Here is a 26,734-nt window from a genome sequence, read left to right as displayed (position 1 = left end):
CTCACCGTTTTACACCCAGTATGACCCCCGCTCATGACCCCCGCAAGCCTTCCCCACAAAAACCCCGGTCCACGCCCGGCACTGCCCGGGACCGAACAAACCGGCCGGATCAGCCCGATCCGTCGGATCAGCCCGATCCGTCGGATCGGCTCCATCCACAAACAAAAACGGCGGGGCCCAAACAGCCCCGCCGTTCGGAGTCCGTCCTCGCCTCACGCCGTACGCCGCCGCAACCACAAGGTGACCAGCGCCATCACACCACCGACCGCCAAAAGGGAGAGTGCCGAAGGCTCGGGAATCGGCGCCACATCGAAGTAGGTGGTGCCGATCCGAATTTCATCCACCTGCACCGAGCTGTACCCCACGGTGGTGTTGAAGTTCCCACCAAAGAGCCGAATCACGTTGAACACGTAATCGCGGTCGTTGTTCAAATCGAATTGCGTGGGCGTTAGCGTCAGATCGGCCGAATTGATGTCCGGTTCCACCCTCAGGTCCGCGGGGTTGAACCACAGGTAAATCCGGTCTGCCGCCCCCGCCACCCTTGGATCCGTTCCGGGGTTGTGATCAATGCGGGCCACAATGAATGTGACAGGTTCATTGGTCAACGGCACCGTGGAGGTCACCTGCTGGGCCGCCGAACCACGATTCAACACCGCCCAGGTGTCAACATTGCGGTTCGGGTCGATGCCCGAGGTGTTCTCCGACCCCCGCCCGATGGAGACCATCTCGTTGCCGGCACTCGAGCTGATGTTCCTTGAGGCATTATAAAAGAACTGGAGCGCCCCGACGCCGCGGCCGTAATAGGCCACCTTACCGTCCGGGCTGTTGTACTCGTAAGGCATCCCCACCCGCAACGCCAGCAAGCTGACCCACGTCGTCGTGGGTTCGCTGTCAAGGCCGCGATCCACGTCAAGCAGCCTTCGCGGGGCGGCGTTCCCGTTGACGCCGCCGGGAAAGTTGTCCCCCTCAGGCCGACCGTCACCGGTCACCCAAACGCGGTTACCCGAGGTCACCAATGTGTTCCCAAACGCGTCCGTGTAGGTAAAGCTACCGGCGACAATCAAGGTGTTGGCGGTGGTGTTCGCGTCGCCCAGCCAGTTGGTGGCAAAGCCCAGGCCACCGGACTGTCCCACCAGGCTCTGACCGGGGGTGTAATCGAACCCTTCGTAGGCCAGCAGCACCGCCGCCGCCTTCATGGGTGCCACGGAAATCGCAGCCGATGCAATCAGTGCGGGCAGGAATCGCGTCTTCATAGCTTCTGAATCGAGCGGGTTTTCTTTCGTTTTCCAGCGCTCTTATAACGACGCGCGCCCCGTGGCATGAATGCCGTTCCTGACAAAACGCCTTTAAAAATTGCCAATTGCCCGGTCGGCCGGGACGCGGGGTCCGGGCAGTCTGGCCACCAGAGCGGGCCGGTCATTCGCCATGCCTGTTACAACTCACTCACCCACGTCACCATGCTTCGGGCCGGGAGAGTCCAAGCCCGACCGGTTTCCATGAGAGGGCCCGGCTGCAGATTCACATCGGGCTCCGGCGTCGTTAGATACGATCGGAACCTGAGTCGCGACCCGTCGGCCATCCGCAGGATCACCGGCACTTCGCGGTCCGTCCGGTTCAACGCCACAAACGTGTACGTGCCGGACCGGGGATGTCGAAATCCCGAAATCCATGGGCCCGACTCATCCGGCAGACGCGCCCCGGCCGGGTCCACCTGCACGTGGATCCGGACCGCCCCGGGTCGCACAAACCGTGCGTAATGCCCCACGGCCCAGAGCAGCTTGGATTCGTACACCCGGCCTCCGGCAGGGTTGCGATCCACATACACCAGTCCGTCCTTGTAATCGTACGGGCTGATGGCCAGCCACCATTGCCACGACGTGGCCCAGGCCAACACCAGATCCTGATGAATCACCTCGGCCACAAACAGCGCCGGCTCAATCCCGAGGTCGCGGCCCGGGCCGCGCAGCCGGCCGCCGTCATTCTCGTCCAGGATGCAGTACTCGCTCATCCAGTACCGCAGGCGCGGATGGTCGGTGCGGAGCCGTTCTCCGAGATCCTGCCGGACCCGGCGCAACTGAGTTCGGCTCGTGGTTGTGCCGTAGCCATGCGCGGCCACCACTGGTGCCACCGCGGGCGTGCGCAGGAGCGCGTCGGACCGGTCCCCGAACAACTCCCGCAGCTGATCCGAACAGAGCGGTTCACCCTCCGTGGGGCCCAGCAAATGAAGCAATTGGGCCGCTTCCGGCAGCACAAGCCGAACCTTCAATCCGCGCGTCTGGAGGGCCCGGCCCAATACCGGCACCAAGGCACGAATTTCCTCGTTGGTCCAGGGGCATCCCTCCTGGCCGTTGCGACGTGACCAGCGCCATTGGGGTTCATTGATCGGGCTGAGGTAGTCGAAGGGCAGGCCGGCCTTCTCGAAATGCTCACACACCGTCGCCAGAAACTCGGCAAAAGCGGCGTATCGTTCGGGGGCAAGGTTGCTGTGTTCGGAGCCGTCGCCCCAGGCACGCCCGTTGCGGGTCAGGTGCACCGGCGGGCTGTTGACGAAGGCGACCACGGTTTCCACACCGTGGCGCCGGGCCGCCTCCAGAAACCACTGTTGACCGGCCTGCTTGGACCAATCCCAATAGCCTTGCGCATTCTGGAAACACTCGGCCCGCCGCCATGGGTCGCGAATGCCGCTGTCGGCCCCCTGTTCGGCGCTGCCGGCCCCGATGTTGAACCGCCAGATCGAAAGGCCAATCCCCCGAGGTCGTCCGGCCGGGTCGAACTCGCGACTGAACAGGAGCCGTGCCACCTGTTGCCGGGTCTCTTCCGGCCAGCGCCCGACGAATTGGGCCGCCCATGCATCCGACGCACCAAATCCCTCGATCGGTTGAAACGACTCGGCCGGGTTCGCCACCCACATCACCGGGGTCGTTTCCGGAACGCCGGCCCCTGCAGCTTCAAATGGCGCCGCCCACCCCAACACCATCAGGATCCAGGCGCACGCGAGGTCCCTGAATCGGCGGTCAACCCACGGGCGGCTCGCCGGACCCCGTTCCGACCCAAACCACTCTCCGACCCTTGCCCGGATGCACATGTCCCTGACTAGACGGGCGCCGGCCACACGCTTATTCACCGACCCGGCGGTGCGAACCGCCGGCCGCGGACGGAAAGGGTGGTTCACCCGCTCGAACCTGAACTTGGGTCCCGTCGTACCGTCGCCCGACCGTTGCCCGATCCGCCGAATTTCCCTACCCTCTCCCCATGCGCGTGCACGCCATCCAAGCCCTCCTTCGGTTCCCGTGGGTTCTCTGCGTGTGGGTTCTGCCGGCAATCCGTGCGGAAGCCGGGCAAGGTCATCTCATCCGGTTCAATCAACCCGCAGCCGAATGGGTGGAGGCCCTGCCCATTGGCAACGGTCGCCTGGGTGCCATGGTCTTCGGAGGCGTGGCCAAAGAACGTTTGCAACTGAACGAGGACTCCGTTTGGGCCGGCCCGCCCGTGCCCACCAACGCGCCGGACCTGGCCCCCAAGCTGGCCGAGATCCGGAAACTCTTCTTCGAGGGCCGTAACGCCGAAGGACAGAGCCGGGTGGCGCGCGAGATCCTGGTACCGCGGATTGCGCCGCGGTCCTACCAGCCGCTGGGCGATCTCTGGATCGAACATCTCGACGGGTCCGGTGCGGGCTTTCCCATGGCTCTGGAGGCGTGGCAACGATCGCCCCTGGACGACGTGCCCGATCCCTCGGTACACCGGCCCGGATTCCAGGACCCGCGATGGAAACCCGCGGCGACAGCCGAACAACGTGAGGTTCCCCCGGGCCGGTCGGTCTGGTTCCGGACCGAATTCAACCTGACCTCCGAGCAACTCCAACGCATCGCCGGTCGGCCGGTGTTGGTGATCTCGCCCGTGGACGATCGAAGCGTCTGGTACCTCAACGGGGCTGAGATCGGCCGCACCACCGACTACGGACGCACGTATCGGCTGCGTCTGCCGTCGCTGGAGCCCGGGACCCACGTGCTGGTCGTCTGCGTCACCAACGAGGGTGGCCAGGGGCACTTCGCCCAAAAGGTCAGTCTGGAGGCGGCCGAGGCCGGTGGTCCGGATTATGCCCGTCAGCTCGATCTGCAAACGGCCGTGGCCACCACCCAATATCGCTGGCTGAGACATCGCGTCCGTCGGGAAGTCTTCGCATCAGCGCCGGACGATGTCCTGGCCGGCCGCATCGAGATCGAGGCGCCCGGCCGGCTCCAGTTGCGGTTCCGGCTCAATCGCGCTGCGGATTTCACCACCCGCGTGGCCGGGCCCGATCTGCTCATCATGGAAGGACAGGCCCAGCACAACGGTCGTCACCTCGGCGTCCGCTGGGTGGCGGCTCTCAAGGTGATCCCGGAAGACGGCCGCCTCCTGGTCGAAACCAACACGCTGCGGGTGCAGGACGCCCGCGCGGTTCGTTTCCTCCTGACAGCCGCCACGGATTACAATTTCGACAATCCCTGGCAGCCGCTGACGCGGGATCGGGAGGCCTTTTGCCGGGAACGCCTGGACCGCGCCGCCGGACTTTCGTGGGTCGAGCTGCTGCAGCGCAGCGTTGCAGATCATCGGGAGTTTTTCGACCGGTGCACCCTCGACCTGGGCAACACCGCACCCGAACGGGCCGCCCTGCCCACACCAGCCCGACTGGAGGCATTCCGCAATGATCCGAATGACCCCGACCTGATCGAGACCTACTTCCAGTTCGGCCGGTACCTGCTCATCTGCTCTTCGCGACCCGGCTCCCTGCCGGCCAATCTGCAGGGTCTCTGGAACGAACACCTGGAAGCCCCGTGGAACGCCGATTACCACATCAACATCAACCTGCAGATGAACTACTGGCCCGCCGAGGTCACCGGTCTGCCGGAACTGACCGAGCCGTTCTTCCGCCTGCTGCAGGGCCTGCGCCGCAGCGGCACCGAGCTGGCCCGGAAACTCGGCTGCCGCGGCTTCGCCGCCACCCACACCACCGACGCCTGGCAATGGGCCGCCCTCATCGGAGCTCCAAGCTACGGCATGTGGCCCCTGGGCGCCGCATGGTGCACCGCCCATGCCATGGAACATTACCGGTTCACCGGCGACCGCGCCTTCCTGGAAAACGTGGCCTACCCCCTGCTGCGCGACTCGGCGGCGTTTCTCCTGGACTGGCTGGTGGAGGATCCGGAAACGGGGCTGTTGGTCTCCGGCCCCACCACCTCACCGGAAAACACCTACCTCCACCAGGGGCGGCGGCTCAACCTCGCCATGGGCAACGCCATGGACCAGATGATCATCCGCGAAAACTTTGAAAACCTGCTCGAAGCCGCACGCCTGCTGGAAAAACAGGACCCCATCGTGGAGGAGGTCCAACGCGCCCTGCCGCGTCTGGCCAGGCCCCGCATCGGCCCGGACGGCCGGCTCCTCGAATGGGGCAAACCCTACGAAGAAGCCGAACCCGGCCACCGCCACATTTCGCATCTCTACGGACTCCACCCGGCCAACCAGATCAATCCCTGGGACGAACCTGAATTGCTCGAAGCCGCCCGCAAGGTGTTGGAATACCGACTCCAGCATGGCGGCGGTCACACGGGTTGGAGCCGCGCATGGATCATCAACTTCTACGCCCGCCTCCTCGACGGCGACAAGGCATGGGAAAACCTCGTGGCCCTGCTGCAAAAGTCCACCCTGCCGAACCTCTTCGACACCCACCCGCCCTTCCAGATCGACGGGAACTTTGGAGGATGCGCCGGCATTGCCGAAATGCTCCTCCAAAGCCACGACCGCCGCGGCACCCTGCGTCTTCTGCCGGCCCTGCCCGCCGCATGGCCGAACGGTGAGGTTCGAGGTCTGCGGGCCCGCGGCGGGTTCATTGTCGACATCCAGTGGCGGGACGGCCGCCTCGAACACGCCCGTATCCAGTCCCTCCTGGGCCGCACCTGTCGGGTGGCCTGGCGCGACCAGGTCGCCGAATGGCCCACACGCCCGGGCGAGGTCCTTGAGTTGGACGGTCAACTCCATCGGCGCCCCTGAACCCGCCCGGCCAAGCCGTCCCCCCGGTGGCCCATCCACCGGCACCATGCCCCGGACGCATAACAAACTGGCCGGGCCCGGGGCCACAAGCGCCCGCGCCCCCGCCCCACCGCGTGGCAGGAACGCCCCATCTGGTGCCCTTACGCAGCCCTTACGTTGACACGGCAACCTCTCGGACAGTGGCCCTTGCGCCCGCTGATCCCACAACGGAGCCACCCGCACCCTTGGCCAGCCCTCACATCTCAACCTCCTTCCTGCCCTCATCCCTGCATCACGCACCCGACCTCAAACCGGGCCGCCGGCTCTCCGGCATCCGCTCACGCCACCCTCCCCAAAACCGTTTCCGGTCTTGCAAACCAACCGGGAGCAACTCGAGCATGAACCCATGGAATCGCGTCTTCACCTTGGGCTCCTGTTGGCGGCACTCTGCCTGATCGGCGCCAGGGGTGCCGAGTCGGTTTCTTCATCCGCCCAGGGGCTCGACCCTCGAGATGTGGCCCGGCTCCAATGGGTCACCACGGCGGTGGTCTCGCCCGACGGACAGCATGTGGCCTTCCTCCGCACCGTGCCCCGGGACCTTGAGAAAGACCCGGACGGCCCCGCATGGTCCGGCCTGTGGGTGTACGACATCGAAACCGGCCGGGAACGACCCTTTGTCACCGGCCGGGTCGAGATCACTCGACCCGCGTGGACCCCGGACGGCCGGGCCATCACCTTTCTGGCCAAACGGGGCGACGACAAACACAAGGCACTCTGGCTGATCCCGATCGACGGCGGCGAAGCCCGCAAGGCCGCAGAGCTGCCCACCGACCTCGCCGACTATGCCCTGGCCCCGGACGGACGGCGCGTGGCTGTGGTGGCACCCGAGCCGGAACCCAAACACCGCCGCAAACTCCAGGACAAGGGCTTCAACCAGCAGGTCTACGAGGAAGATTGGGCCACCAACCGACTGTGGGTGCTCGCCCTATTCGAACCCGGGGAGGATCCCCGACCCCTCCCGCTCACCGGCCATGTGCACCGCGTGGAGTGGCGGCCCGGTTACGAGCACCTCGCAGTTTCCCTGGCGCCCACACCCTCCGTGGACGACAGCTACGTCCGACAGCAAATCCGTATCGTGCACGCCGGCAGCGGCGAGGTCGTCGCAACCGTCAACAACCCCGGAAAGCTGGCCGGGTTCCGATGGAGTCCGGACGGGCGCCGTCTGGTCATGATCGCCGCCGAAGATGCCCACGATCCCGCCCCCGGCCGGCTCATGCTGGTGGACCCCGGCACGGGCCGCTTCACCCAGCTCCTGCCCGACCATTCGGGACAGGTGGAGGATTGCGCGTGGTTGAATCAGGACCGCCTTCTGGTCCTTTGCAGCGAAGGGGTCGGTTCCGCCCTCTACGAGGTCACATGGGAAGGACCGAACATGAGCCGCCAACGACGGTTTGAATCCCTTGCGCCGGTGTTTGATTCAGTCACCGCTGGCGGGACAAACCCCGTGGTGGCCCTGGTGGGCAGCCATCCCACCCACCCGGCCGAGCTGTTCCTGTGGCAGACCGATCGCCCCGGGCCGGATCGCGTGACCGACAGCAACCCGTGGTTGGCCCGGCGCAGGTTGGCCCGGCAGGAGCTGGTTCACTGGACCGCCCGGGACGGACTGGCGCTGGAAGGTATTCTCATCCGGCGGCTGGAAGACGACGGCAGGCCCGGACCTTTAATCCTCTCCGTCCACGGCGGGCCGGAAGCTCACGTCCGCAACGGATGGTTGACCTCCTACAGCCTGCCCGGCCAAGTGGCAGCCGCCAGGGGCATGGCCGTGTTTTACCCCAACTATCGGGGCAGTACCGGCCGCGGCGTGGCATTCTCGCGGCTGGGCCAGGGCGACCCCGCCGGGAGAGAATTCGACGACCTCGTGGACGCAGTGGATCACCTCATCACCATCGGCGTGGCGGACTCGAATCGGGTGGGTGTAACCGGCGGATCCTACGGCGGCTACGCCACCGCGTGGTGCGTGACCCGGTATTCCGACCGATTTGCCGCCGGCGTGATGTTCGTGGGCATCAGCGACAAGATTTCCAAGGTGGGCACCACCGACATCCCGGAGGAAGAGTACCTGGTGCATGCGCGATTTCGGCCATGGGAAAAGTGGACCTTCCTCCTGGAACGCAGCCCCATCTATCACGCCGGTCGGTGTCGCACCCCGCTGCTCATCCTTCACGGCAAGGACGACCCGCGCGTACACGTCAGCCAGTCCCTGGAAATGTACCGGCACCTCAAACTCCGCAGCAGCGCCCCGGTACGCCTGGTCCTGTACCCGGGCGAAGGCCACGGCAACCGGCGGGCTGCATCCCGATACGACTACCACCTGCGCATGCTGCAATGGTTCGAACATTACCTGCTCGGCCCCGGCGGTGAGCCCCCGTCGCCCGAAGTGGACTACGGCCTGCCCGAAGCTGCGGAGAACTGACCCTTCCGAACACTTCCGATCCCATTGGCACCTTGCGGCCCGCGCCACCGGCCGCAGCTTGCGAGACACGGCCCCGCCGGGCGATTGTCCCCGGCATTTCCCCGGGGCCCGCACCCCGCGGCCCCCTGCGCCTCGGAGCCCTGATCGGGCCCGTACTCCGTGCCCGGTAGGAGCCCTTACTTTCTTCACGCCGAAGCTTTCTTTCCAGGCTTGGAGTGATCATTCTGGGCCGGGTAAAAGGTCGCAGATGCAGGGGCGCGTTCTGCCGGACCCGGCGCCACGCCCCCGCGCGGCCCCCGCATGTGGCCCAAGCCCGGGTTTTGGCGGCCCGGGCGGGCAAAACTCGGATTTGCGAGCAGCTCGACATGAAAGCGCAAGAGATCGTGGCCAAGGTCCGGAATCTGCCGCCGGTCTCTCAGGCGGCGTTGCGGCTGGTGACCATGTTGGACCAACCGGCCATCAGCAACGATGAGATCGTGGAGGTCCTCAAATGCGACAATGTGCTCACCGCCAAACTCTTGCGCGCCTGTAACTCGCCGTTTTTCGGCCTGGAAGAACCGGTGGCTTCGGTGGATCAGGCCGTGTTTTTACTGGGGCACCAACAGATCCTGCACATCGTGCTCAGCCTGGCCTTCGGCGGGGCGATGTCAGTGGTGCTCCCGCAGCATGCCGTGGAAGCCGAGGATCTCTGGCGTCATTCGGTGACCACTGCGCAAGCGGCCGAAACGGTCCTGGCTGAGGGCCTGGAACTGCGGGAAGAGGTCGAACCGTCGGTGGCATTCACGGTGGGGTTGTTGCATGACCTGGGCAAGCTGGTCATGGCCCAGGTCCTTCCCGCCGATCAACAGGCGGAAATCCGCGCCCGCGTGGCCCTGGCAGGCATGTCGCGTTCCGAAGCCGAACAGGACGTGGTGGGGACCGACCATGCCGAGGTCGGCGGCGAGCTGTTGAGGCTCTGGCACCTACCGGAAACCCTGGTGGAGGGTGTTCGATACCATCACCAACCGCGCCTGGATCATCCCCGCTGCCTCTCGGTGATTGCGCACGTGGCGAATGTGGTCGCGCACCGGGCACGGTCCGACGCCCCCAACGTACCCGGCACCGGTTTGCTGGATCCTGCCGTCGAACAGCGTCTACAGCTCGATGAAAACCGCCTTGAAGAACTGGCCGCGCGGCTGCGCGACCAGTTCGAGCAAATCGAGCATCTGATGCGCCTGGGCTGATCGCGGTCCCGACACAACCCGGCATCGGGTGCGGGAGCAACCCCATTCAACGACGATTTGTGGCCCGGCTGGACCGGTCGGGTCCCCTCACCGGACACGCCGGCTCCGAAGCAAACCAGCAAGCTGACCGCCCGTTTTCTCAAACAAGCCGGGGCGCTGTGCTTGCCTCGAACCTCGCCCACCCCCTACTCTGCGGCCGCCTATGCACAAAGCCATCCGCCTCCGGCTGTTTGGGATGATGGTCCTGGAGTTTGCCATCTGGGGTGCGTGGTTGCCGCTGATTTACTCGTACCTCCCCAGCCTGGGCTTCACTCCGCTGCAACAATCCTGGATCCTGAACGCATTCCCCATCGCTGCCATCGTCGGGATGTTCTTCAGCAACCAGTTCGCGGACCGGAACTTTGCTGCGGAACGTTTCCTGGCCTTCAGTCACGCCGTGGGCGGCCTGGCCATGCTGGGGTTGGCTTTCACCACGTCCTTCTGGCCGTTCTTCGGTCTCATGCTGGTGCATTGCCTGCTGTATGTGCCCACCATCTCCATCTGCAACTCAATCGCCTTTGCCCACATCCGCGACCCGCAACGCGAGTTCGGTCCGGTCCGCATGGGCGGGACCATCGGTTGGATCCTGGCCGCCTGGCCCTTCACCTTCATCCTGGTGGATTGGGAAGCGGTCCGGGCGGCGGCGCCCCGGGACTGGATTGAGTGGCTCGGCACCGTGCTGGGACACGGCCTGAAGGGTGAAGCCCTGTTCCATGCAGTCCGCTGGACCTTCATCGTCGCCGGAATCACCTCGCTGGCCATGGCGGTCTACAGCCTGACGCTGCCGCATACGCCGCCCCGGAAAACGGCCGAGGGCCTCGATCGACTCGCCTGGCTCAAAGCCATGCGCCTGCTGCGGCAACCGTTCGTGCTGGTGCTGTGGATCATCACCTTCGTGGACGCGTTCCTCCTCTACAGTTACTTCAACTGGACCGGCGCCTTCCTCGCCACCGAACCCCACCAGGGCGGGCCCGGCATCCCGGGCAACTGGATCATGCCGGTCATGAGCATCGGCCAGGTCATGGAAATCCTCACCATGCTCATCCTGGGCGCCACCCTCAAACGACTCGGCTGGCGGGTCACCATGACGCTGGGCATCCTGGGACACACGGCCCGTTTCGCCGTCTACGCGTTCTTCCCCCAAAACCAGCTCTTCATCATCCTCGTGCAAATGCTCCACGGCATCTGTTACGCGTTCTTCTTCGCCACGGTGTACATTTTCGTGGACGCCTACTTCCCCAAGGACAGCCGTGCCAGTGCCCAGGGCCTGTTCAACATGATGATCTTCGGTTTCGGCAACATAGCCGCCAATTTCATTTGCCCATGGCTGCGACAAGAAGTGTTCACCCACGACGGGGTGACCGATTACCGCGGCCTGTTCCTGGTGCCCACGGTGATCTCGGTGCTCGCCGCGCTGGCACTCGCCGTGGCCTTCCGTCCGCCCCCACCACCTGTGGAGGCCGCGCCGGCCCCTGACAACCAGGGATCTCCCGCCGCCTGACCCGCGCCCGCGCAAGGCCCGCGTACCAAGCCGGCACCCTCACACCCATCAACCCGCAGACCGCCCCCGGTCGCATCGAGGGGAGAATCGCCGGTGGACACTCTCCCGCCCGGCTCCGGACCGCCGCGCCGACTCTTCCCATACCAACGGTTCCGGGGCCGAGCCGCTGCCAAAAATCAGGCCAATCGGCAGTGTGTCGCCCCGGACTCCGCCCGGGGCTCCAATGGCAGCATCGGAGCAGAAAGGGGCTGACTTGTAGCGCGGCAGCAAGGCGCGGCCCGGGGCACACGGTTGCTCCGCCCCGATGGCGGTTACACGAAAAGCCAAGCGACGAAACTAAGACCCCGCGGGCAGGGAGCCGGATGCAGCCTCGATTCCGGCCGGCGACCCGGACTCCGAATTCACCGTTTTCACCCCTGCCGCCTGTGCACCGGCTCCGCCCGGGTCGGCCGGCGCCGACCCGCGGGAGTCCGCGCCCACGGTACCCTCCGCGACCGGGGCAACAGCCGACCCGGCGTCGGCCTTCTCGGAACCCGGGACTTCGGAGTTTGGGGATCCACCGGCCCGTTCCGCCGGTTTCCAGCGCCGGAGTTCATCCGCTGCCGGCAAATCCTCCAGGCTGCGCAAACCAAAGTATTCCAGGAACTGGTCCGTCGTCCCGTACGTAACCGGCCGGCCCAGGGTCTCCGCACGGCCCACTTCCTGGATCAGCCCGCGTTGCAACAGGGTCTGCATCACACCGTCCACGTTCACTCCGCGGATCTCTTCGATCTCGGCCCGCGTCACCGGCTGACGGTATGCAATGATGGCCAGGGTCTCCAGCGCCGCCAGGGAGAGGCGCGGCGGCCGAACCTTCCCACCGACCAACACGCGGATCCACGGGGCAAACTCGGGTCGCGTCACAAACTGCCACGCACCCGCCACACACACCAATCGGTAACTGCGCCCGGCCTTCTCCAACTCGACCGCCATCGCGTTCAATTCGGATTCCACCTCCAATTCCTTGATCCTGCCCCAGGCCCGCGCGTCCTCGGGAGTTTCTTCGGCCTCGGCCGCCTGCACCAAAACGTCCCGGATCTCCCGGGCCGACAGCGGCTTTTGCGAAACGAACAGCAGGGCTTCCAAAACAGAACGAAGTTCCATGCTTGCTCAAACCGGGGTTGCAGACGAATCGGTATCCGACGGGGTTTCCAACCCCGCGGGTTCCCGGGCCGTACCACCGGGATCAACTGCACCAGACGGCAATGTCTCGACGGCCACCGGCTCGCGGCGGATCAGCTCGATCTCGCCAAACTCCTCCCGCTGAAAAGCCGCGACCTGCTGAAGCCGCATCAATTCCAGCAACGCCAGGAAAGTCGCCACCACTTCGGCCCGATGTTGCATCGACCCGAACAGGGCTTGGAAACTCACCCGGGGCCGGTCCGACAACACCCGCAGGATCAACTGCATCTGACCGGGAACGGTCCAACGATCGTCCACGATCTCCGCGGGCGGTTGGCGGAGCGCCAACCGCTGCAAAACCTGCTGCACCGCCGTCAACAGGTCAAACAACGTGGCGCGCGGCCCGGGCAACGTCACGGGCTCAAGGTCACGCACCGGCGGCGGACGATGCGGAAACACCGATTCCTGATGCCGTTCCAACTCCTGCAACTGCACCGCCGCGTCCTTGAACTTCTTGTACTCCACGAGCTGCCGGATGAGCTCCCAGCGCGGGTCCGGCCCTTCCTCCTCCCCTTCAACGAGGCTCTGCTGGTCCTCGGGCAGCAACTCACGACTCTTGATGTAAAGCAGGGTGGCGGCCATGACGATGAACTCACCGGCCACCTCCAGGTCCAGCTGCCGCATCAACTCCAGGTACTCGAGGAACTGGTCCGCCAACCGGGTCAGATTGACCTCGTAAATGTCCACTTCCTGCCTCTTGATGAGGTAAAGCAGCAGGTCGAGCGGACCTTCGAACACCTCGAATGTTACCTTGTACTCCGCCATGCCGTGCCGGGCCGGAAGCCTTTCCGTCCCAGGGTCCGGGCATCGTAGGCCGCCGCCGGGCGCTTGGCAACCGCCCTCTCGGACCGGGCGCGCCGGGAGAAATCGCGCGGCCGTAACACGACCCCACCCAACCAGACCCATATCCAGGACCGGCCCGGCGACCGTTCCCGGGCTCCCCCGCCCACACCGCCGGGGCCTTCCCCACACCCTCAACAACACGCCCGGGCCCGGCCAACATTCCGGGCTGGTCAAATGCACAGGGTCGGATTACTCTGCGCGCCCGAACATGCGCGACGCAGAGGCTCAGTCCAGGCGCGGAACGGATGGTTCTGCCACGGCCATGAACGAAACTGCACCGGCTGCCGCCCCGTCATCCGCTCACGCGGGCGACGAATTCGAACGGGAACCCGTGCCCGAACACGCCCTCAAGGGCCCCACCGCTTTCTGGGGCATGTACGCCGGTGAACACACGGCGGGGACGGAGTTCATGATCGGACCGCTGTTCGTGGCCTGGGGGGTCAGCGCGTTTGATCTGTTGGTCGGCTTGCTGGTGGGGAACCTCCTGGCGGTGCTGAGCTGGCGCTACATCACCGCCCCCATCGCCACCCGGTACCGGCTCACCCTCTATTACCAGCTCGAACGAATTTGCGGCCGCAAATTGGTGGTCCTGTACAACCTGGCCAACGGGATCCTCTTCTGTTTCCTGGCCGGGGCCATGGTGACCGTGTCCGCCACCGCGGTAGGAGTTCCCTTCCCCGGCATTCAGATGCCCACCTTCCAGGACACCCTGCCCACCAATGCGGCCTGGTGCGTGACCGTTCTGGCCCTGGGCGCCGCGATGACCTTCGTCGCCATTCGCGGGTACGGTTTTGTGGCGCGCGTGGGGCACCTGGCGGCCCCGTGGATGTTCCTCGTGTTCGTGGCCTGCGGCCTGGTCATGCTCGGCAAACTGGGCTCGCTCAACCTCGTCGAGCTACTCACACCGCCGGAGGGGCATCAGAGCCGGATCGGATTCTGGGGCGTGGTGTTCTTTGCCTGGTTCTGCAATGCCGCCATGCACATCGGCATGTCCGACCTGTCGGTGCTCCGGTTTGCGCGGAAACCGTCGTACGGATGGGCCTCGGCTGCGGGCATGTTCCTGGGCCATTACATTGCCTGGATTTGCGCCGCCCTTTTGTTGGTGTACTGGGTGCGGGAAAAGGGCGTGGACCCGGCCCAGGGCATGGCCCCCGGTCCGATGGTCTGGGACGCGGTCGGTTGGGCGGGACTGATCTGTGTGGTGATTGCCGGCTGGACGACGGCCAATCCGACCATTTACCGCGCCGGGCTCGCCTTCCAGTCGCTCTACCCCCGCATGTCGCGGGCCACCGGCACGTTGATCGCCGGAACGCTCTGCACGCTGGCGGGCCTGTTCCCGGCCGTGGCAATGAAACTGCTGGATTTCGTGGGTTTGTATGGCACCACGCTCGCCCCCGTGGGGGCGGTGATCCTGGCGGAGGTGTACCTGGCCCACCGCTTCGGTCTACCCCGGGATTGGGCGGCCTCCACCGGTCGGAGCTTCAACCTGGCCGTCCTGCTGGCCTGGGCCATTCCGCTCGCACTGTTCTACTGGGCCTACTGGCACTGGAACGTCTTCCCCTCCTACCTCACATTGCCGGTCTACCTGTTGACAGGGGTTCTGTACCTGTTCCTTGCCAAGACGCTGTACGGGCACAGCGCGACTTCAACCCGGGCATAACCATGCAAACGATCTTTCGAGTCCTGGCATTTGCAGCACTGGCGCTGACCGTGGTCCCGCCCTTCCTGTTCATGATCCAGCAACTGGCCGAACCAACCATGAAGAGCTGGATGCTGGCCGGGACCGTGCTCTGGTTCGCAACGGCTCCGTGGGCCCTGCGGGGAGGTGCCCGCTAACCCATCCCCACGTCGGCCCGGCTGCAGAAAAGTGGCAGGCTATGAACGCGCAAGTCTACCTGGCAATCGACCTGGGCGCAGAAAGCGGCCGTGTCATGGTCGGCCGCTGGACGGGCAAACGGATGCTCATGGAGGAAATCCACCGGTTCCCCAACGGACCCGTGGCCCTGGGTGACACGCTCCGTTGGGACATCCTCCGGTTGTGGGAGGAAATCCAACAGGGCCTGATCCGCGCCGCCCGGCAGTACGGTCGCCGCATCGTCTCCGTGGGTGCCGACACCTGGGGCGTGGATTACGTCCTGCTCTCGCGCAGGGGCGAGTTGCTGGGGCTGCCCTACGCCTATCGCGACAACCGCACCCGCGGCGTGATGGAACGGGTTTTCCGCAAGATTCCCCGTCCCAAACTGTTTGCCCGGACCGGCCTCCAGTTCCTGCCGTTCAACACCTTGTTTCAACTGATCGCCCACCAACAAACGCACCCCGAGCTGCTGGCCACGGCGCATCGGCTCCTTTTCATGCCGGATTTCGTCCACTGGGCACTGTGCGGGTCCGAGGTGGCCGAGTACACCATCGCCAGCACGTCCCAATGTCTGGACCCCAAACGCCGCACCTGGGCAACCAATCTGCTCAAGGAACTGGGCCTGCCCACCAGGCTTCTCCCGGAAATCGTGCCCCCGGGAACCCAACTGGGCCCGCTGCGCCCAAGTGTGGCGGAACGAACCGGTTTGGAAGGTGTCCATGTGGTGGCCCCACCGGCTCACGACACCGCCTCCGCGGTGGCCGCCGTGCCCGCCCGCGCGGGCCGCAGCGTCAACTGGGCCTACATCAGCTCCGGCACATGGTCGCTGATGGGCGTGGAAATGCCGCAGCCGGTCCTTACCGAACGCGCCCTGGCCATCAACATCACCAACGAAGGCGGCGTGGACGGCACTGTGCGGCTCCTCAAAAACATCACCGGCCTCTGGCTGGTCCAGCAATGCCGCAAAGCCTTCGAAGCCCGCGGCCGCAGCTTCACCTACCCCGAGCTGGTCCAGAAAGCCACCGAGGCCGTGCCCCTGCGGTCGCTGGTCAACCCGGACGACCCCCGGTTTCTGAACCCGCCGGACATGCCCCGCGCCATCCAGGAGTTCTGCCACGAAACCGGCCAACCCGTCCCCCGTACCGAAGGCGAGCTGATCCGGTGCGCCCTGGAAAGCCTGGCCCTGCGCTACCGCCAGGTGTTGGGCTGGCTGGAAGAACTGGTGGGGCAACGGCTCGAGGTGGTCCACATCGTGGGCGGCGGATCGCAAAATCGCCTGCTCAACCAGCTCACCGCCGACGCCTGCCAGCGTCCCGTCATCACCGGACCCGTTGAGGCCACCGCCATGGGCAACGCACTCACCCAGATGCGCGCCCGGGGCGAACTCAAATCCCTGGCCGATATGCGCGAGGTGGTGCGCAAGTCCGTGGACCTCGGCGAATATCAACCCCGCAAGTCCGACCTGTGGGAGGAAGCCTTCGCCCGCTTCGAAGAACTTACCCGCCGCTCCGGCGGGACCTGAAACCCACCCCACACCAGGCAACCGGCGCCGGCCCCGGGCGCCCGCACCTCCGTTTGCCTCCGCGCCCGACCCGGACTACGATGCCCTTGCAAAACCGCGACAACCCAAACCGTTCAAACCAGCAGGGTCAGCCATGATCGTTCACCTTGCCTACGGCGAAGGCACGTTGCCGGTGGACCTGCCGGACGACCGCACCACCGTCATCAAACCCCGACACCTGCCCGGCCTGCCCGACGAACGCAAGGCCGTGTCGGAAGCCCTCGAACATCCCATCCACGCGCCCCCGCTGCGGGAATGGATCCGGCCCGACACCCGCATCTGCATCCTCTTCACCGACATCACCCGCGCTACACCCAATCACCGGCTCATCCCCTGGCTGCTGGAGTACCTGTCCTTCGTGCCCCGCGAAAACATCACCCTGCTCAACCAAACCGGCACGCACCGACCCAACACTCGCGCCGAGCTGGAACGCATGCTCACCCCCGAGGTTGTCGCCCGTTACCGGGTCATCAACCACGAATGCGAAAACGAAGCCGACCTCAAGTATCTGGGCGACCTGCCCAACGGCACCCCCCTGTGGATCAACCGCCACGCCGTCGAGGCCGATTTGCGCATCGTCACCGGCTTCATTGAACCGCACTTCTTCGCCGGCTTCAGCGGCGGCCCCAAGGGCATCATGCCCGGCGTGGCCGGCCTGCGCACCATCATGGGCAACCACGGCGCCCGCAACATCGGCCACCCCAACGCCACCTTCGGCGTCCTCGACGGCAACCCCATCTGGGAGGAAATCCGCGACGCCGCCCTGCGGGTCGGCCCTTGCTTCCTCCTCAACGTTACCCTCAACGAAAAACGCGAGATCACCGGCGTGTTCGCCGGCGACCTCATCCGGGCGCACCGCGTCGGTTGTGACTTCGTCAAGGCCTCGGCCATGTATCGGTGCGCCGAACCCTTCGACGTGGTCGTCACCACCAACAGCGGGTACCCCCTCGACCTGAACCTCTACCAGGGCGTCAAGGGCATGAGCGCCGGAGCCCGCATCCTCAAACCCGGCGGCACTCTCATCTTGGCCGCCGAATGCCGCGAAGGTGTACCGCCGGGCAGCCCGCTGGATCGCCTGCTCCGACGGGTCAAACACCCCGGCGAAATCCTCCAACTCCTCGCCACCCCCGGCTTTGAACATCCGGAACAATGGCAGGCCCATATCCAGGCTCTGGTCCAGCAGCGCGGCCGCGTCCTGCTCTACAGCTCCCTCCCGGACGACATCGTTCGCGCCGCCCACCTGGAGCCGTGCCACGACATTGCCGCCGCAGTCCGCAACGCCCTCCGCCAAGCCCCGCCCCACGCCAAGGTCGCAGCCCTCCCCCAGGGCCCGCTCAGCATCCCCTACCTCGAATCTACCAACTAACACGCCCGCCGTCCTTCATCGCCGCCGGCACCCGGCCCGCCCGGTTCCCGCCTCAACCAAGCCCGGGACTCCCAATCAATTTCCTCCACTTCCGTTCCACACCCGGTTCAACAGCACCTCCGGCGATGAATCGGAGAATGAGGCCCGAAAGCTGCAAAACCGCTCCGTGTCATCGCCCGTCCACAACCGTCCGCCAGGGACGACGCACGGCGGCCGCCGCCGCCAGCCTGCTCATCCCGGTTTGCAGCCTTCATCCTTCCGCGCCGCGTTGAAAAGTCCGCACCGCCCTTCGCACGGTTGGCCACCGGGCGTCAGCCCCAACAACAAGGTCGCCCCGGCAACAGCCCGGCCGTTCTTGATCCGCGTCCCGGCCGAACCGACCCGGCACCAACGGCAGATTTCCAAATCACCGAACCCCCGCCCCACCTGGTCACCGGGACCACCATCCCGCTGGGCCACGCTACACGTCCAACAGGTCACGGACCGGGCCTGCTGCTGGTCCGAGCCCGGGACATGCCACGCCGGGATTCACCGGATCGGATCGGCCGACCAATGCCGCCCCGCCCCCCAAGCGCATCCCCGCGCCCGTACCCCGGAAGCAAGACCTGCGCAGCCCGCCGGCCGTCTGCCTACACCCGCCGGGGCACCACAAACGGTTCCCGATACTCGCGGGTCAGCAGCGCGTTGGCCTGGGGATCACCCACAAAGGTTTCACGGTCCGGTCGGATGCGCAAAAACCGGCCCAGGATGAGCGGCGTCAGTCGAAAATCCACTTCGTTGGCCCGCATGTGCTCCATCATTCGACCGAACATCTCTTCCATCTCCGGTTGCTCCCGCAGCCGCGCCGCGATCTCGTCCGGCGGAGCAAACGACCCCAGCCGATACGAGATGTTGGCCGTGTGACAGAGCGCGGCCGAGATGTGCCCCTCCCGCGCGTCCGAATGCAAAAGCTCCGGTCGCCGCGCGCGCACCGCCTCGATGAAGTTGGCGTAGTGATTGCCGCCCCCGTCGAATACCCGCACCTGCTTGCCGTTGCGATCGTACACAATGGCACGCGTGTAACTCGGGATCACCACCGTCCCGCCCTCGCAGTCCACCACCACCCCGATGCTGGCCCCGCGGAAATCGTCCATGCGATTTGACCCCGACTTCTCCGGCAGCCCACGAACCTCAAACAGCAGCGGAGCGGGCTTGTAGTCATGGAAAACGATCAGCGTGTTGGGCGTCTCACCATCGTCCACGTAACCCACCCGACCGCCCACGGCCCACACCGCCGGCGACAACTGTTGCTGGCCGAGAATCCATCGGGCAATGTCCACCTGGTGGACCCCCTGGTTCCCCAGATCCCCATTGCCGGTGTCCCAAACCCAGTGCCAGTCGTAGTGCAGTCGCGCCCGGCGCAACGGCTTCAACGGAGCCGGCCCCAGCCAGAGGTCATAATCCACCGTGGCCGGAATGGGTTGCGGCCCGAAAGTGCGGCCGATGCTCTCCCGCCGCTTGTAACACAAACCGCGCACCCGGAGGATCCGACCCAGGTTGCCCGCCTGAATCCAGGCCACCGCTTCGCGCAAACCCTCCGAAGACCGACATTGCGTCCCGATCTGCACAATGGCCCGGTATTTGCGGGCCGCCACCTCCAGTTGATGGCCTTCGAACACGTTGTGCGAACCGGGCTTCTCCAGGTAAACGTCCTTCCCGGCCTGGACCGACCAGATCGCCGCCAACGCGTGCCAGTGGTTCGGCGTGGCGATGCTCACCACGTCCACCTGCGCCTTCTCCAAAAGCTTCCGAATGTCGGTGTAGGCCTCCACGGGTTCTCCCCGGTCCTGGAACCTCCTCACCTCCCGTTCCAAAATCGCCCGGTCCGCATCGCACAGGGCCGTCACCCGCACGTTGGGCAACTCCTGAAAACCCCGGATGTGATCCCGTCCCCGTCCCCCGAATCCCACCACCGCCACGCGAATGGTTTCGTTGGCACCCAGAATCCGGGCACGCGGCCGACTCGCAGGTGCCACCGTGTGGCAGCCGGCCCCGGCCGCCACGGCAGCCGATGCCAGCAACGAACGTTTCAGGAATTCACGACGATTCATCATGGTGCTCGGTTTTCCCTCTGGACGTTTTCACCCTGGCGGCCCGTGCCGTCCCCCCGGCCGCGAATCCAGGCGGCGTACTGTCGGGCCACTCCGGCCTGCTCCGCATCTCCCTCGTGCAGGTAAACCCGGTAACGAAACGTGACACGGCCGCCGGCGGGCAACACCAACCGACCGGCCGTGCTGTCCTTCAGCCGCTCAAAATCGTGCCGGCCAAACGGATTGGCTGCAAACAGACCATAGTCCCGCACATGCCACCAGGTCGGATGCCGCGGATTCTCCGGATGATCGAATATGGCAATCCCCATCCACCGATCCCCCACCGGCCCGGAATAATCGCACCAGGCCGCCCGTTTGCCCCAGGCATCCCCGTCCCGATCCCCCATGCTCGTCAGGATCCGCCCCGGCGTGCGCCCCGCCCCGGCACGGTTCGGGCGCACCCGCATGCTCTCCGCCACCCGCACGGCGAAGGTCCCCTCCTTGGTGTCGCCAAACACAACCTCCCCATGAGAAGCCATGATCGTGATCTCAAAATCCAGCAGCCGCGCTCCGCCGGGCCCCGGCAAAAACCGTAACGCGCGCTCGTCCGTGCACACCACCCGCCCGTCCGGCGCCACCCAGCGGTTGCGCGTCCGCAACCGGCCCTCGCCACGGCCCGATCCCGCCTCCAAAATGGCTTCCTGCACAATCCGGCCCCGCCCCGGGCCCTCCGTCCAAAAATCAATCCCGTTGACCTCGCCGTGCGCGTACCACAACCCCCGATGATGCGGATGATCGTGCTCCTCCCCCACTGTCTCCTGCATGGGCCACAAACGGGTCAGAATCACACCATCCGGACCCCGCAACGGGTGACAATACGGTTTGGGCACGTCCCGATGAAAGTACTCGGTGAAAACCTGACCGTCGATGAGCACGCGTACACGATCCCCGGCCGCAACCACCTCCACCACGGCCTCCGCCGGCCTCGGGACCTCCACACCCCGGCCCGCACAGCCCGCCAGTAGGATCCACCCCAGACCCCACAGGGTGGACGCCCATGCGAACCGGCGGGTCGTGATGGCTGCCACAGTGTGCATGAGCCCAACTAACCTCACTCTCCCACACCCTGACAAGCCGGAATCAACGGTCGGGCACCAGCCACTCAATGTCCTTGAACCAAATCTCGCAATCCTGGCCGCCGTGCAGCTGCAGGGCCAGGTGGCCCTCGCGTCGCCCCGGATCCTCGCGTAGCTCGGCCGTTTTGTAGCCGTTGACGTGAACCACAATCCGGCCCTCATGCGCACTGACGGTCAGCGTGTTCCAGTCTCCGCGCCGGAAGTATTTCGCCAGCTCCTCTGCCGAAGGCTGCACCACCCAGCCGCGCCCGTTCGTCTCATACAGACCGCCCACGTCCTTCTCCGCATCGATCTCCGCCTGCAGGCCGGTCACGCCGCTGAACCCCGTCGGTTCCACCCGAAAATAGAAACCGCTGTTGCCACGAACGGCCTTGAATTTCAGGCGGGCCGTGAAATTCGTGAACCGGGCCTCGGTAATGAGATGCCCGTAGCCGGCCTGGTCCCGGCGGTGAACGCCCCGTAAAACGCCATCCTCAATGAGCCAATCCCCCTCGCCCGCCGCCCGCCAGCCCGTCAAGGTCCGCCCATCCCACAACGGTTTCCATACATGCCGTCCGAGCTCCCGGATCCGCAAGTTGCGCCAGCGCACCTCCAAGCCGGCCTCGGACGACCCGTGCACCTGCAGCCCGATGAACCCGCTCAGCGTCATCGAATCCACCACATCCGCCGCGGGCACCCCGTTCACCCACGTCTGGATGTGGTCGCCCACACAACGAATCCGGTAGTGGTTCCATTCGCCGAAACGAAAGGCCGCACTGGCCTCCGGCTGATTGGTTAACGGCCAAATCCACCCCCGACGTGCCTCATCATAAATCCCGCCACTCCACCGCCGGTTCCGGTTGTGGTCCACCTCCACCTGATAGCCGTGGACACGACCGGCCGGGATCCGCAGGGTCTGGGTCCCATAAATCACCTCGGTCGGTCGATCATAACACTCGCTGCGGATCTGAACCCCGGAATTGAGGCCCGGCTCCGCCCGAACCTCCAGTTCCAGCTCAAAATCACCAAAGGCCTGCGTGGTGCAGAGAAAACTGTTGGCCGTCTCACGCGCCGACCGGCCCACAATGCAACCCTCCTCCACCGTGTACGTCGCGTGTCCGCCCCGCTGGACCCACCCGGCCAGGCTCTGCCCGTCAAACAACGGCCGGAACCCATCCGCCGCCCCGGACACCCACAACTCCCCGGCCAAAAAACCGGCAAGGAACAACCACCCCCAAGCCCCCCGACTCCCTCGCGCCAGCAGTTTCCAACCTTTCATGCCGCGCAGAAAACACCTTGGGCCCGCCCCTGACAAGTCCACAGACACTCGAACATTTGTGCGACCGCCCCGGTGCCGCCCCGGGCGAGGCCACCCACCTCCACACCACCGGCAACAACCTCCGCTGCAGCCGCCACGCCGCCCAGCCCCACCCCGGCTCGTTCCGTCCATCCCGGACAAAACGGCGTCACCGCGGGGTAACCCGCCAGAGCCGGTGAACCGGCCCCGGTCTGGCCTGCCATGGAAGACCTCGCCAGCTCCCATGGCCCCGCACCCTCGGCCGGCCGACCCGACCCGGTCCCATCCGATCGCCCTGGCATCACTCCGGGCCCCGTCGAATCGGTTGCAAGGACCAGCTTGGCCCCTTGACCCGCCCCGGGCCCGGCAACGGTTGGTCGGTTGTCACCAGGGCCAATTGCCGATAGATTGGCCCGTGGTGCGTGGGTTCACCACCACGGTGTAGCATGAGCGTTTGGAACATTTTGTATGTGGCGGTCGCGGTGGTCCTGTTGTTCGGCGCGGCCGTCTTTGTCCACGAGTTCGGCCACTTCTGGATGGCCCGGCGCCGAGGCTTGAAGGTCGAGGCGTTCGCCATCGGTTTCGGCCCCAAATTGTTTTCGTGGACCCGCGACGGCGTCGAGTATTCCTGGCGACTGATCCCCGCAGGGGGCTTCGTGAAACTGCCCCAGATGACCACCGCCTCCCTGATCGAGGGCCAAACGGCCGATGGCAAACCCCTGCCGCCGGCCACTCCGGGCTCCAAAATCCTGGTGTCCGTCGCCGGCCCGCTCATGAACGTCGTCTTTGCCTTCTTCATCGCCACGATCCTCTGGATCGTCGGGCTGCCCGTGCCGGTGAATCCCCCGATCGTCGGCTACGTCGATCCGGACTCCGAAGAGGCCCGACTCGGCATCCAGCCCGGCGACCGCGTGGTGCTGGTGGACGGCCGCAAAATCCGGTCCTGGCAGGACGTCAATGAAGCCACCGCCATGGCCCGCACCAACGTCGTCCAGGTGGTCACCGAACGAGACGGCCGGTTCTTCACCAACCACCTCGCCACCGTGGTCAACAAGACCTTCGGACTGAAACTGCTCCGGCTCGAACCGCGCGATCACCCCGAGATCGTCCGCGTGCAACCCGGTACCGCAGCCGAGGAGGCCGGGCTGCAACCCGGCGATCGCGTCCTTGCCTTCGCCGGTGTGCCCGTCGTCAGCGACCAGCACCTGGTTCAGTTGATCCGTAAACACCCCGAACAGCCCGCCGAAATCCGGATCGAGCGCAAGGGCGAAAAACTCACCCTCACCATTCGACCCCGACGCGACCCGCAAACCGGCCACGGAATGATCGGCGTCATGCTGGGCAGCAGCAGCACCCAGCGGTTCGTGGTCCAACGACCGGGGCCCACTCCGTGGGCCCAGGTGAGCGAGGTCGTCACCAAAACCTGGCGCACCCTCGTCGCGCTGGTTTACTCCAGGCAAACCGGCGTGGGCGCCAAAGACCTGAGCGGCCCGGTCGGCATCCTCGCCATGCTGGCCGGCTGGGTGAATACCGACTACCGCCTCGCACTCAGTTTCCTCGTCCTCCTGAACGTAAACCTGGCCATCCTGAACCTGCTGCCCATCCCCGTGCTCGACGGAGGACATGTCCTCCTGGCGCTGATCGAGTGGATCCGGCGCCGACCCCTCAGCGCCCGGCTGGTCGAATCCGTCACCACCGCCTTCGCCGTGCTGTTGATCTCGTTCATGGCGTACGTGACCTTTTTCGACGTCAAACGCATCCCCCTGTTCAGCGCCTGGTTCAAGGCAACCCGTCAGGTCGAACTGGCCGCGCCCGAGTCCGTCGAGCCGCTGACCGACCCGGCGGGCGCCCCTGCAGGTTCTTCGAAGCCATGAGATACTGTCCCTCCCCCTATCGCTACGAACGACGACGCACGCGGGAAATCCACCTCGGCGACCCTCTACAGGGCGGGGTGACCATCGGCGGCGACCACCCGGTGGTCGTCCAGTCCATGATCACCTCCGACACCATGAACACCGAGGCCTGTGTCCGCGAAGTCCTCGCCCTCGTCGAGGCCGGCTGCCAGGTGGTTCGCATCACCGCCCCCACCGTCAAGGACGCCGCCAACCTCCGCAACATCGTCGGCGAACTGCGCGCCCGCGGCTGCCGCGTGCCCATCGTGGCCGACATCCACTTCAAACCCGAGGCCGCCATGGAGGCAGTCCGATGGGTCGAATGCGTCCGCGTCAACCCGGGCAATTTCGCCGACTCCAAAAAGTTCATCGTCAGGGAATACACCGACGAACAGTACGCCGCCGAACTGGCTCGCGTGGAGGCCAAGTTCACCCCCTTGGTCCTCGAATGCAAACGCCTCGGGCGCGCCCTCCGGATCGGTACCAACCACGGCTCGCTCTCCGACCGCATCCTCAACCGGTACGGTGACACCCCCCTGGGCATGGTCGAAAGCGCGCTGGAATTCGCACGCATCTGCCGCAAACACGACTTCCACAACTTCAAATTCTCCATGAAGGCCTCCAACCCCAAGGTGGCCATCCAATGCTACCGGTTGTTGGTCGCCCGCCTGGCCCAGGAGGGCGAGGACTGGAACTACCCCCTCCACCTCGGCGTCACCGAGGCCGGCGACGGCGAAGACGGCCGCATCAAAAGCGCCATTGGCATCGGATCCCTGCTCTGCGACGGCCTCGGCGACACCATCCGCGTCTCCCTCACCGAGGACGCGGTCCACGAAATCCCCGTCTGCAAGGCCATCCTGGATTGCATCCCGGCACTCACCCGCCCGGACCTCCAGGTCCCCACGGACGAGTTCCCCTACAGCCCCTTCGAATACCAACGGCGACCCTCCCGGGAAGTGCCCCTGCCCGGCGGCATCCGCGCCGGCGGCGACCAACCCATCCGCGTGGTGGTCCCGCGCGCGGCCTGGCAAATCCTCCTGCCGCAAATCCCCGCCCGGGCCGACGTCCGACCCGAAGCCGCCTACGAAGACCTCGCAATCGCCGAAGTCGACCCCCGACAGCCCTTCGACCTGCCGGACGAATCCCAATGGGTAACCGTCCGGGATACACCGGAGCTGCCAGCCCTGGCCGCTTTCCGGCTGCTGGCATGGCGACTGCGCCAAATGAACCGTCGCAACCCCATTCTGCTCAAAGACTGCCTCCAGGTGCCGCAACCGCCGCTGGACCCCCAAACCGCACTCCTGCGCAGCTCGATCGTCCTGGGCGGACTCCTGGCCGACGGCATCGGCGACGCCATCCTCGTCCGCAACGAATCCGACCCCCGCAGGGCCCTGCAACTGGCCTTCAACATCCTCCAGGCCGCCGGATGCAGAAGTTTCAAAACCGAGTACGTGGCCTGCCCCTCCTGCGGCCGCACCCTCTTCAACCTCCAGACCGTCACGGCCCGCATCAAGGCCCGCACCTCGCACCTCAAGGGCGTCAAAATCGCCGTCATGGGCTGCATCGTCAACGGCCCGGGCGAAATGGCCGATGCGGATTTCGGCTACGTCGGGGGCGCACCCGGCAAGGTGAACCTCTACGTCGGCAAAAAGCCGGTCAAATTCAACATCCCGGAAGAGGAAGCCGTGGACCGGCTCATTGACCTCATCCGCGAACACGGCAAATGGGTGGACCCGGAGCCGAACCCGGCGCCGGAACCCGCCCCGCCGGCTCCCAACCCATGTTCCGTTTCCTCTGCGGTTTGATGACGGGCCTGATCCTGGGGGCGGCCGCCGCATGGTGGCTCGGCCCCCGGCTCCGCCCGCAACAGGTGGCGCAGTGGCGGGATGAATGGACGGCCACGGGCGAGGAACTCCGCCAGGCCTTCCAACAAAAACTGGAACTGCTCCACCTGACCGCCACCAACATCCAGGAGGAACTGGCCCGCCGCGGCCAGGTTGTGCGCCGGGCCGCTCTGGACTTCGGTCAAACCGTGGCCGACGCCGCCACCGACGCCCGCATCGTCGCCGCCATCAAGGCCAAATACGTCGCCGACCCGCGCCTCTCCGCCCTCCGCATCTCGGTCCGCAGCTCCGGCGGACGCGTCTGGTTGAGCGGCACCGTCAACTCACCCGACGACATCGGCCGCGCCATCCTCCTGGCCATGGAAGCCGACTCCGCCGTCCGCGAAGTCACCGCCGATTTGAAGGTCGCCACACCCTGAGCCATCG

General features: G+C 65.8%; 19 protein-coding genes. 11 read left to right on the top strand and 8 right to left on the bottom strand.

Annotation, left to right across the window (positions count from 1 at the left end):
• Positions 1 to 212 precede the first annotated feature (212 nt).
• Entirely contained in the window at positions 213 to 1,253 is a 1,041-nt protein-coding gene (locus tag G4L39_RS01285; protein WP_165105317.1) for a PEP-CTERM sorting domain-containing protein, read from the bottom strand.
• A 179-nt stretch (positions 1,254 to 1,432) separates the two neighbouring features.
• Entirely contained in the window at positions 1,433 to 2,911 is a 1,479-nt protein-coding gene (locus G4L39_RS01280) for a glycoside hydrolase family 30 protein (RefSeq protein ID WP_165105316.1), read from the bottom strand.
• A 341-nt stretch (positions 2,912 to 3,252) separates the two neighbouring features.
• Here G4L39_RS01280 and G4L39_RS01275 point away from each other — a divergent pair, with 341 nt between their 5' ends.
• The 4 genes from G4L39_RS01275 (at position 3,253) to G4L39_RS01260 (ending at position 11,245) form a co-directional block, all read left to right on the top strand.
• A complete protein-coding gene (locus G4L39_RS01275) occupies positions 3,253 to 6,030 on the top strand; it encodes a glycoside hydrolase family 95 protein (RefSeq protein WP_165105315.1) in 2,778 nt (925 codons plus the stop codon).
• A gap of 385 nt (positions 6,031 to 6,415) precedes the next feature.
• Positions 6,416 to 8,482, top strand: a complete 2,067-nt coding sequence (locus G4L39_RS01270; RefSeq protein ID WP_165105314.1) for a S9 family peptidase — start codon at positions 6,416 to 6,418, stop codon at positions 8,480 to 8,482.
• Between the two features lie 365 nt (positions 8,483 to 8,847).
• Complete coding sequence (locus tag G4L39_RS01265; RefSeq protein WP_165105312.1) at positions 8,848 to 9,705, top strand: HDOD domain-containing protein; 858 nt, start codon at positions 8,848 to 8,850, stop codon at positions 9,703 to 9,705.
• Between the two features lie 202 nt (positions 9,706 to 9,907).
• A complete protein-coding gene (locus G4L39_RS01260; protein WP_165105311.1) occupies positions 9,908 to 11,245 on the top strand; it encodes a nucleoside permease in 1,338 nt (445 codons plus the stop codon).
• 336 nt (positions 11,246 to 11,581) lie between these two features.
• Here the strand turns inward: G4L39_RS01260 and scpB are convergent, their stop codons facing one another.
• Together scpB and G4L39_RS01250 are read right to left on the bottom strand one after the other, a co-directional pair.
• Positions 11,582 to 12,388, bottom strand: coding sequence for an SMC-Scp complex subunit ScpB (gene scpB, locus G4L39_RS01255; protein WP_165105309.1), 807 nt, complete (start codon positions 12,386 to 12,388; stop codon positions 11,582 to 11,584).
• Between the two features lie 6 nt (positions 12,389 to 12,394).
• Positions 12,395 to 13,231, bottom strand: a complete 837-nt coding sequence (locus G4L39_RS01250; RefSeq protein WP_165105308.1) for a segregation and condensation protein A — start codon at positions 13,229 to 13,231, stop codon at positions 12,395 to 12,397.
• Positions 13,232 to 13,571: 340 nt separating this feature from the next.
• On the opposite strand from G4L39_RS01250, the gene G4L39_RS01245 reads away from it, so the two are divergent.
• The 4 genes from G4L39_RS01245 (at position 13,572) to larA (ending at position 18,091) form a co-directional block, all read left to right on the top strand.
• The gene (locus G4L39_RS01245) at positions 13,572 to 14,969 is read left to right on the top strand and encodes a purine-cytosine permease family protein (RefSeq protein ID WP_165105306.1); all 1,398 of its coding nucleotides are present in this window, start codon (positions 13,572 to 13,574) and stop codon (positions 14,967 to 14,969) included.
• Between the two features lie 2 nt (positions 14,970 to 14,971).
• The gene (locus G4L39_RS01240; RefSeq protein WP_165105305.1) at positions 14,972 to 15,145 is read left to right on the top strand and encodes a hypothetical protein; all 174 of its coding nucleotides are present in this window, start codon (positions 14,972 to 14,974) and stop codon (positions 15,143 to 15,145) included.
• Positions 15,146 to 15,186: 41 nt separating this feature from the next.
• On the top strand, positions 15,187 to 16,686 hold the full coding sequence (locus tag G4L39_RS01235; protein ID WP_165105304.1) for a rhamnulokinase: 1,500 nt from the start codon (positions 15,187 to 15,189) through the stop codon (positions 16,684 to 16,686).
• 133 nt (positions 16,687 to 16,819) lie between these two features.
• Positions 16,820 to 18,091 carry a nickel-dependent lactate racemase gene (gene larA / locus G4L39_RS01230; RefSeq protein ID WP_165105302.1) on the top strand — a complete coding sequence of 424 codons (1,272 nt, stop codon included), beginning with the start codon at positions 16,820 to 16,822 and terminating at the stop codon, positions 18,089 to 18,091.
• Between the two features lie 629 nt (positions 18,092 to 18,720).
• Here larA and G4L39_RS01225 read toward each other — a convergent pair.
• From G4L39_RS01225 to G4L39_RS01210, 4 genes are read right to left on the bottom strand one after another with little or no spacing between them, the layout of a single operon-like run.
• Positions 18,721 to 20,184: a Gfo/Idh/MocA family protein gene (locus G4L39_RS01225; protein ID WP_165105301.1), complete on the bottom strand. Its 1,464-nt coding sequence runs from the start codon at positions 20,182 to 20,184 to the stop codon at positions 18,721 to 18,723.
• Positions 20,181 to 21,257: a DUF6807 domain-containing protein gene (locus G4L39_RS01220; RefSeq protein WP_165105299.1), complete on the bottom strand. Its 1,077-nt coding sequence runs from the start codon at positions 21,255 to 21,257 to the stop codon at positions 20,181 to 20,183. Before G4L39_RS01220 ends, G4L39_RS01225 begins: the two co-directional genes overlap by 4 nt.
• Positions 21,258 to 21,300: 43 nt before the next feature.
• A complete protein-coding gene (locus G4L39_RS01215) occupies positions 21,301 to 22,554 on the bottom strand; it encodes a 3-keto-disaccharide hydrolase (RefSeq protein WP_165105298.1) in 1,254 nt (417 codons plus the stop codon).
• Positions 22,551 to 22,874, bottom strand: coding sequence for a hypothetical protein (locus G4L39_RS01210; protein ID WP_165105296.1), 324 nt, complete (start codon positions 22,872 to 22,874; stop codon positions 22,551 to 22,553). Before G4L39_RS01210 ends, G4L39_RS01215 begins: the two co-directional genes overlap by 4 nt.
• Positions 22,875 to 23,018: 144 nt before the next feature.
• On the opposite strand from G4L39_RS01210, the gene rseP reads away from it, so the two are divergent.
• The 3 genes from rseP to G4L39_RS01195 are packed head-to-tail and all read left to right on the top strand — an operon-like array spanning position 23,019 to position 26,727.
• Entirely contained in the window at positions 23,019 to 24,446 is a 1,428-nt protein-coding gene (rseP, locus tag G4L39_RS01205; protein ID WP_165105295.1) for an RIP metalloprotease RseP, read from the top strand.
• Complete coding sequence (ispG, locus tag G4L39_RS01200) at positions 24,443 to 26,269, top strand: (E)-4-hydroxy-3-methylbut-2-enyl-diphosphate synthase (protein ID WP_165105294.1); 1,827 nt, start codon at positions 24,443 to 24,445, stop codon at positions 26,267 to 26,269. Before rseP ends, ispG begins: the two co-directional genes overlap by 4 nt.
• Positions 26,269 to 26,727, top strand: coding sequence for a BON domain-containing protein (locus G4L39_RS01195; protein WP_165105292.1), 459 nt, complete (start codon positions 26,269 to 26,271; stop codon positions 26,725 to 26,727). Before ispG ends, G4L39_RS01195 begins: the two co-directional genes overlap by 1 nt.
• Positions 26,728 to 26,734: the final 7 nt, after the last annotated feature.

It is taken from the genome of Limisphaera ngatamarikiensis (assembly GCF_011044775.1).
GTDB classification, from domain to species: domain Bacteria; phylum Verrucomicrobiota; class Verrucomicrobiia; order Limisphaerales; family Limisphaeraceae; genus Limisphaera; species Limisphaera ngatamarikiensis.
The sequence above is the reverse complement of the archived record's forward strand: the minus strand, read 5'-3'. Positions and strand labels throughout refer to the sequence as shown.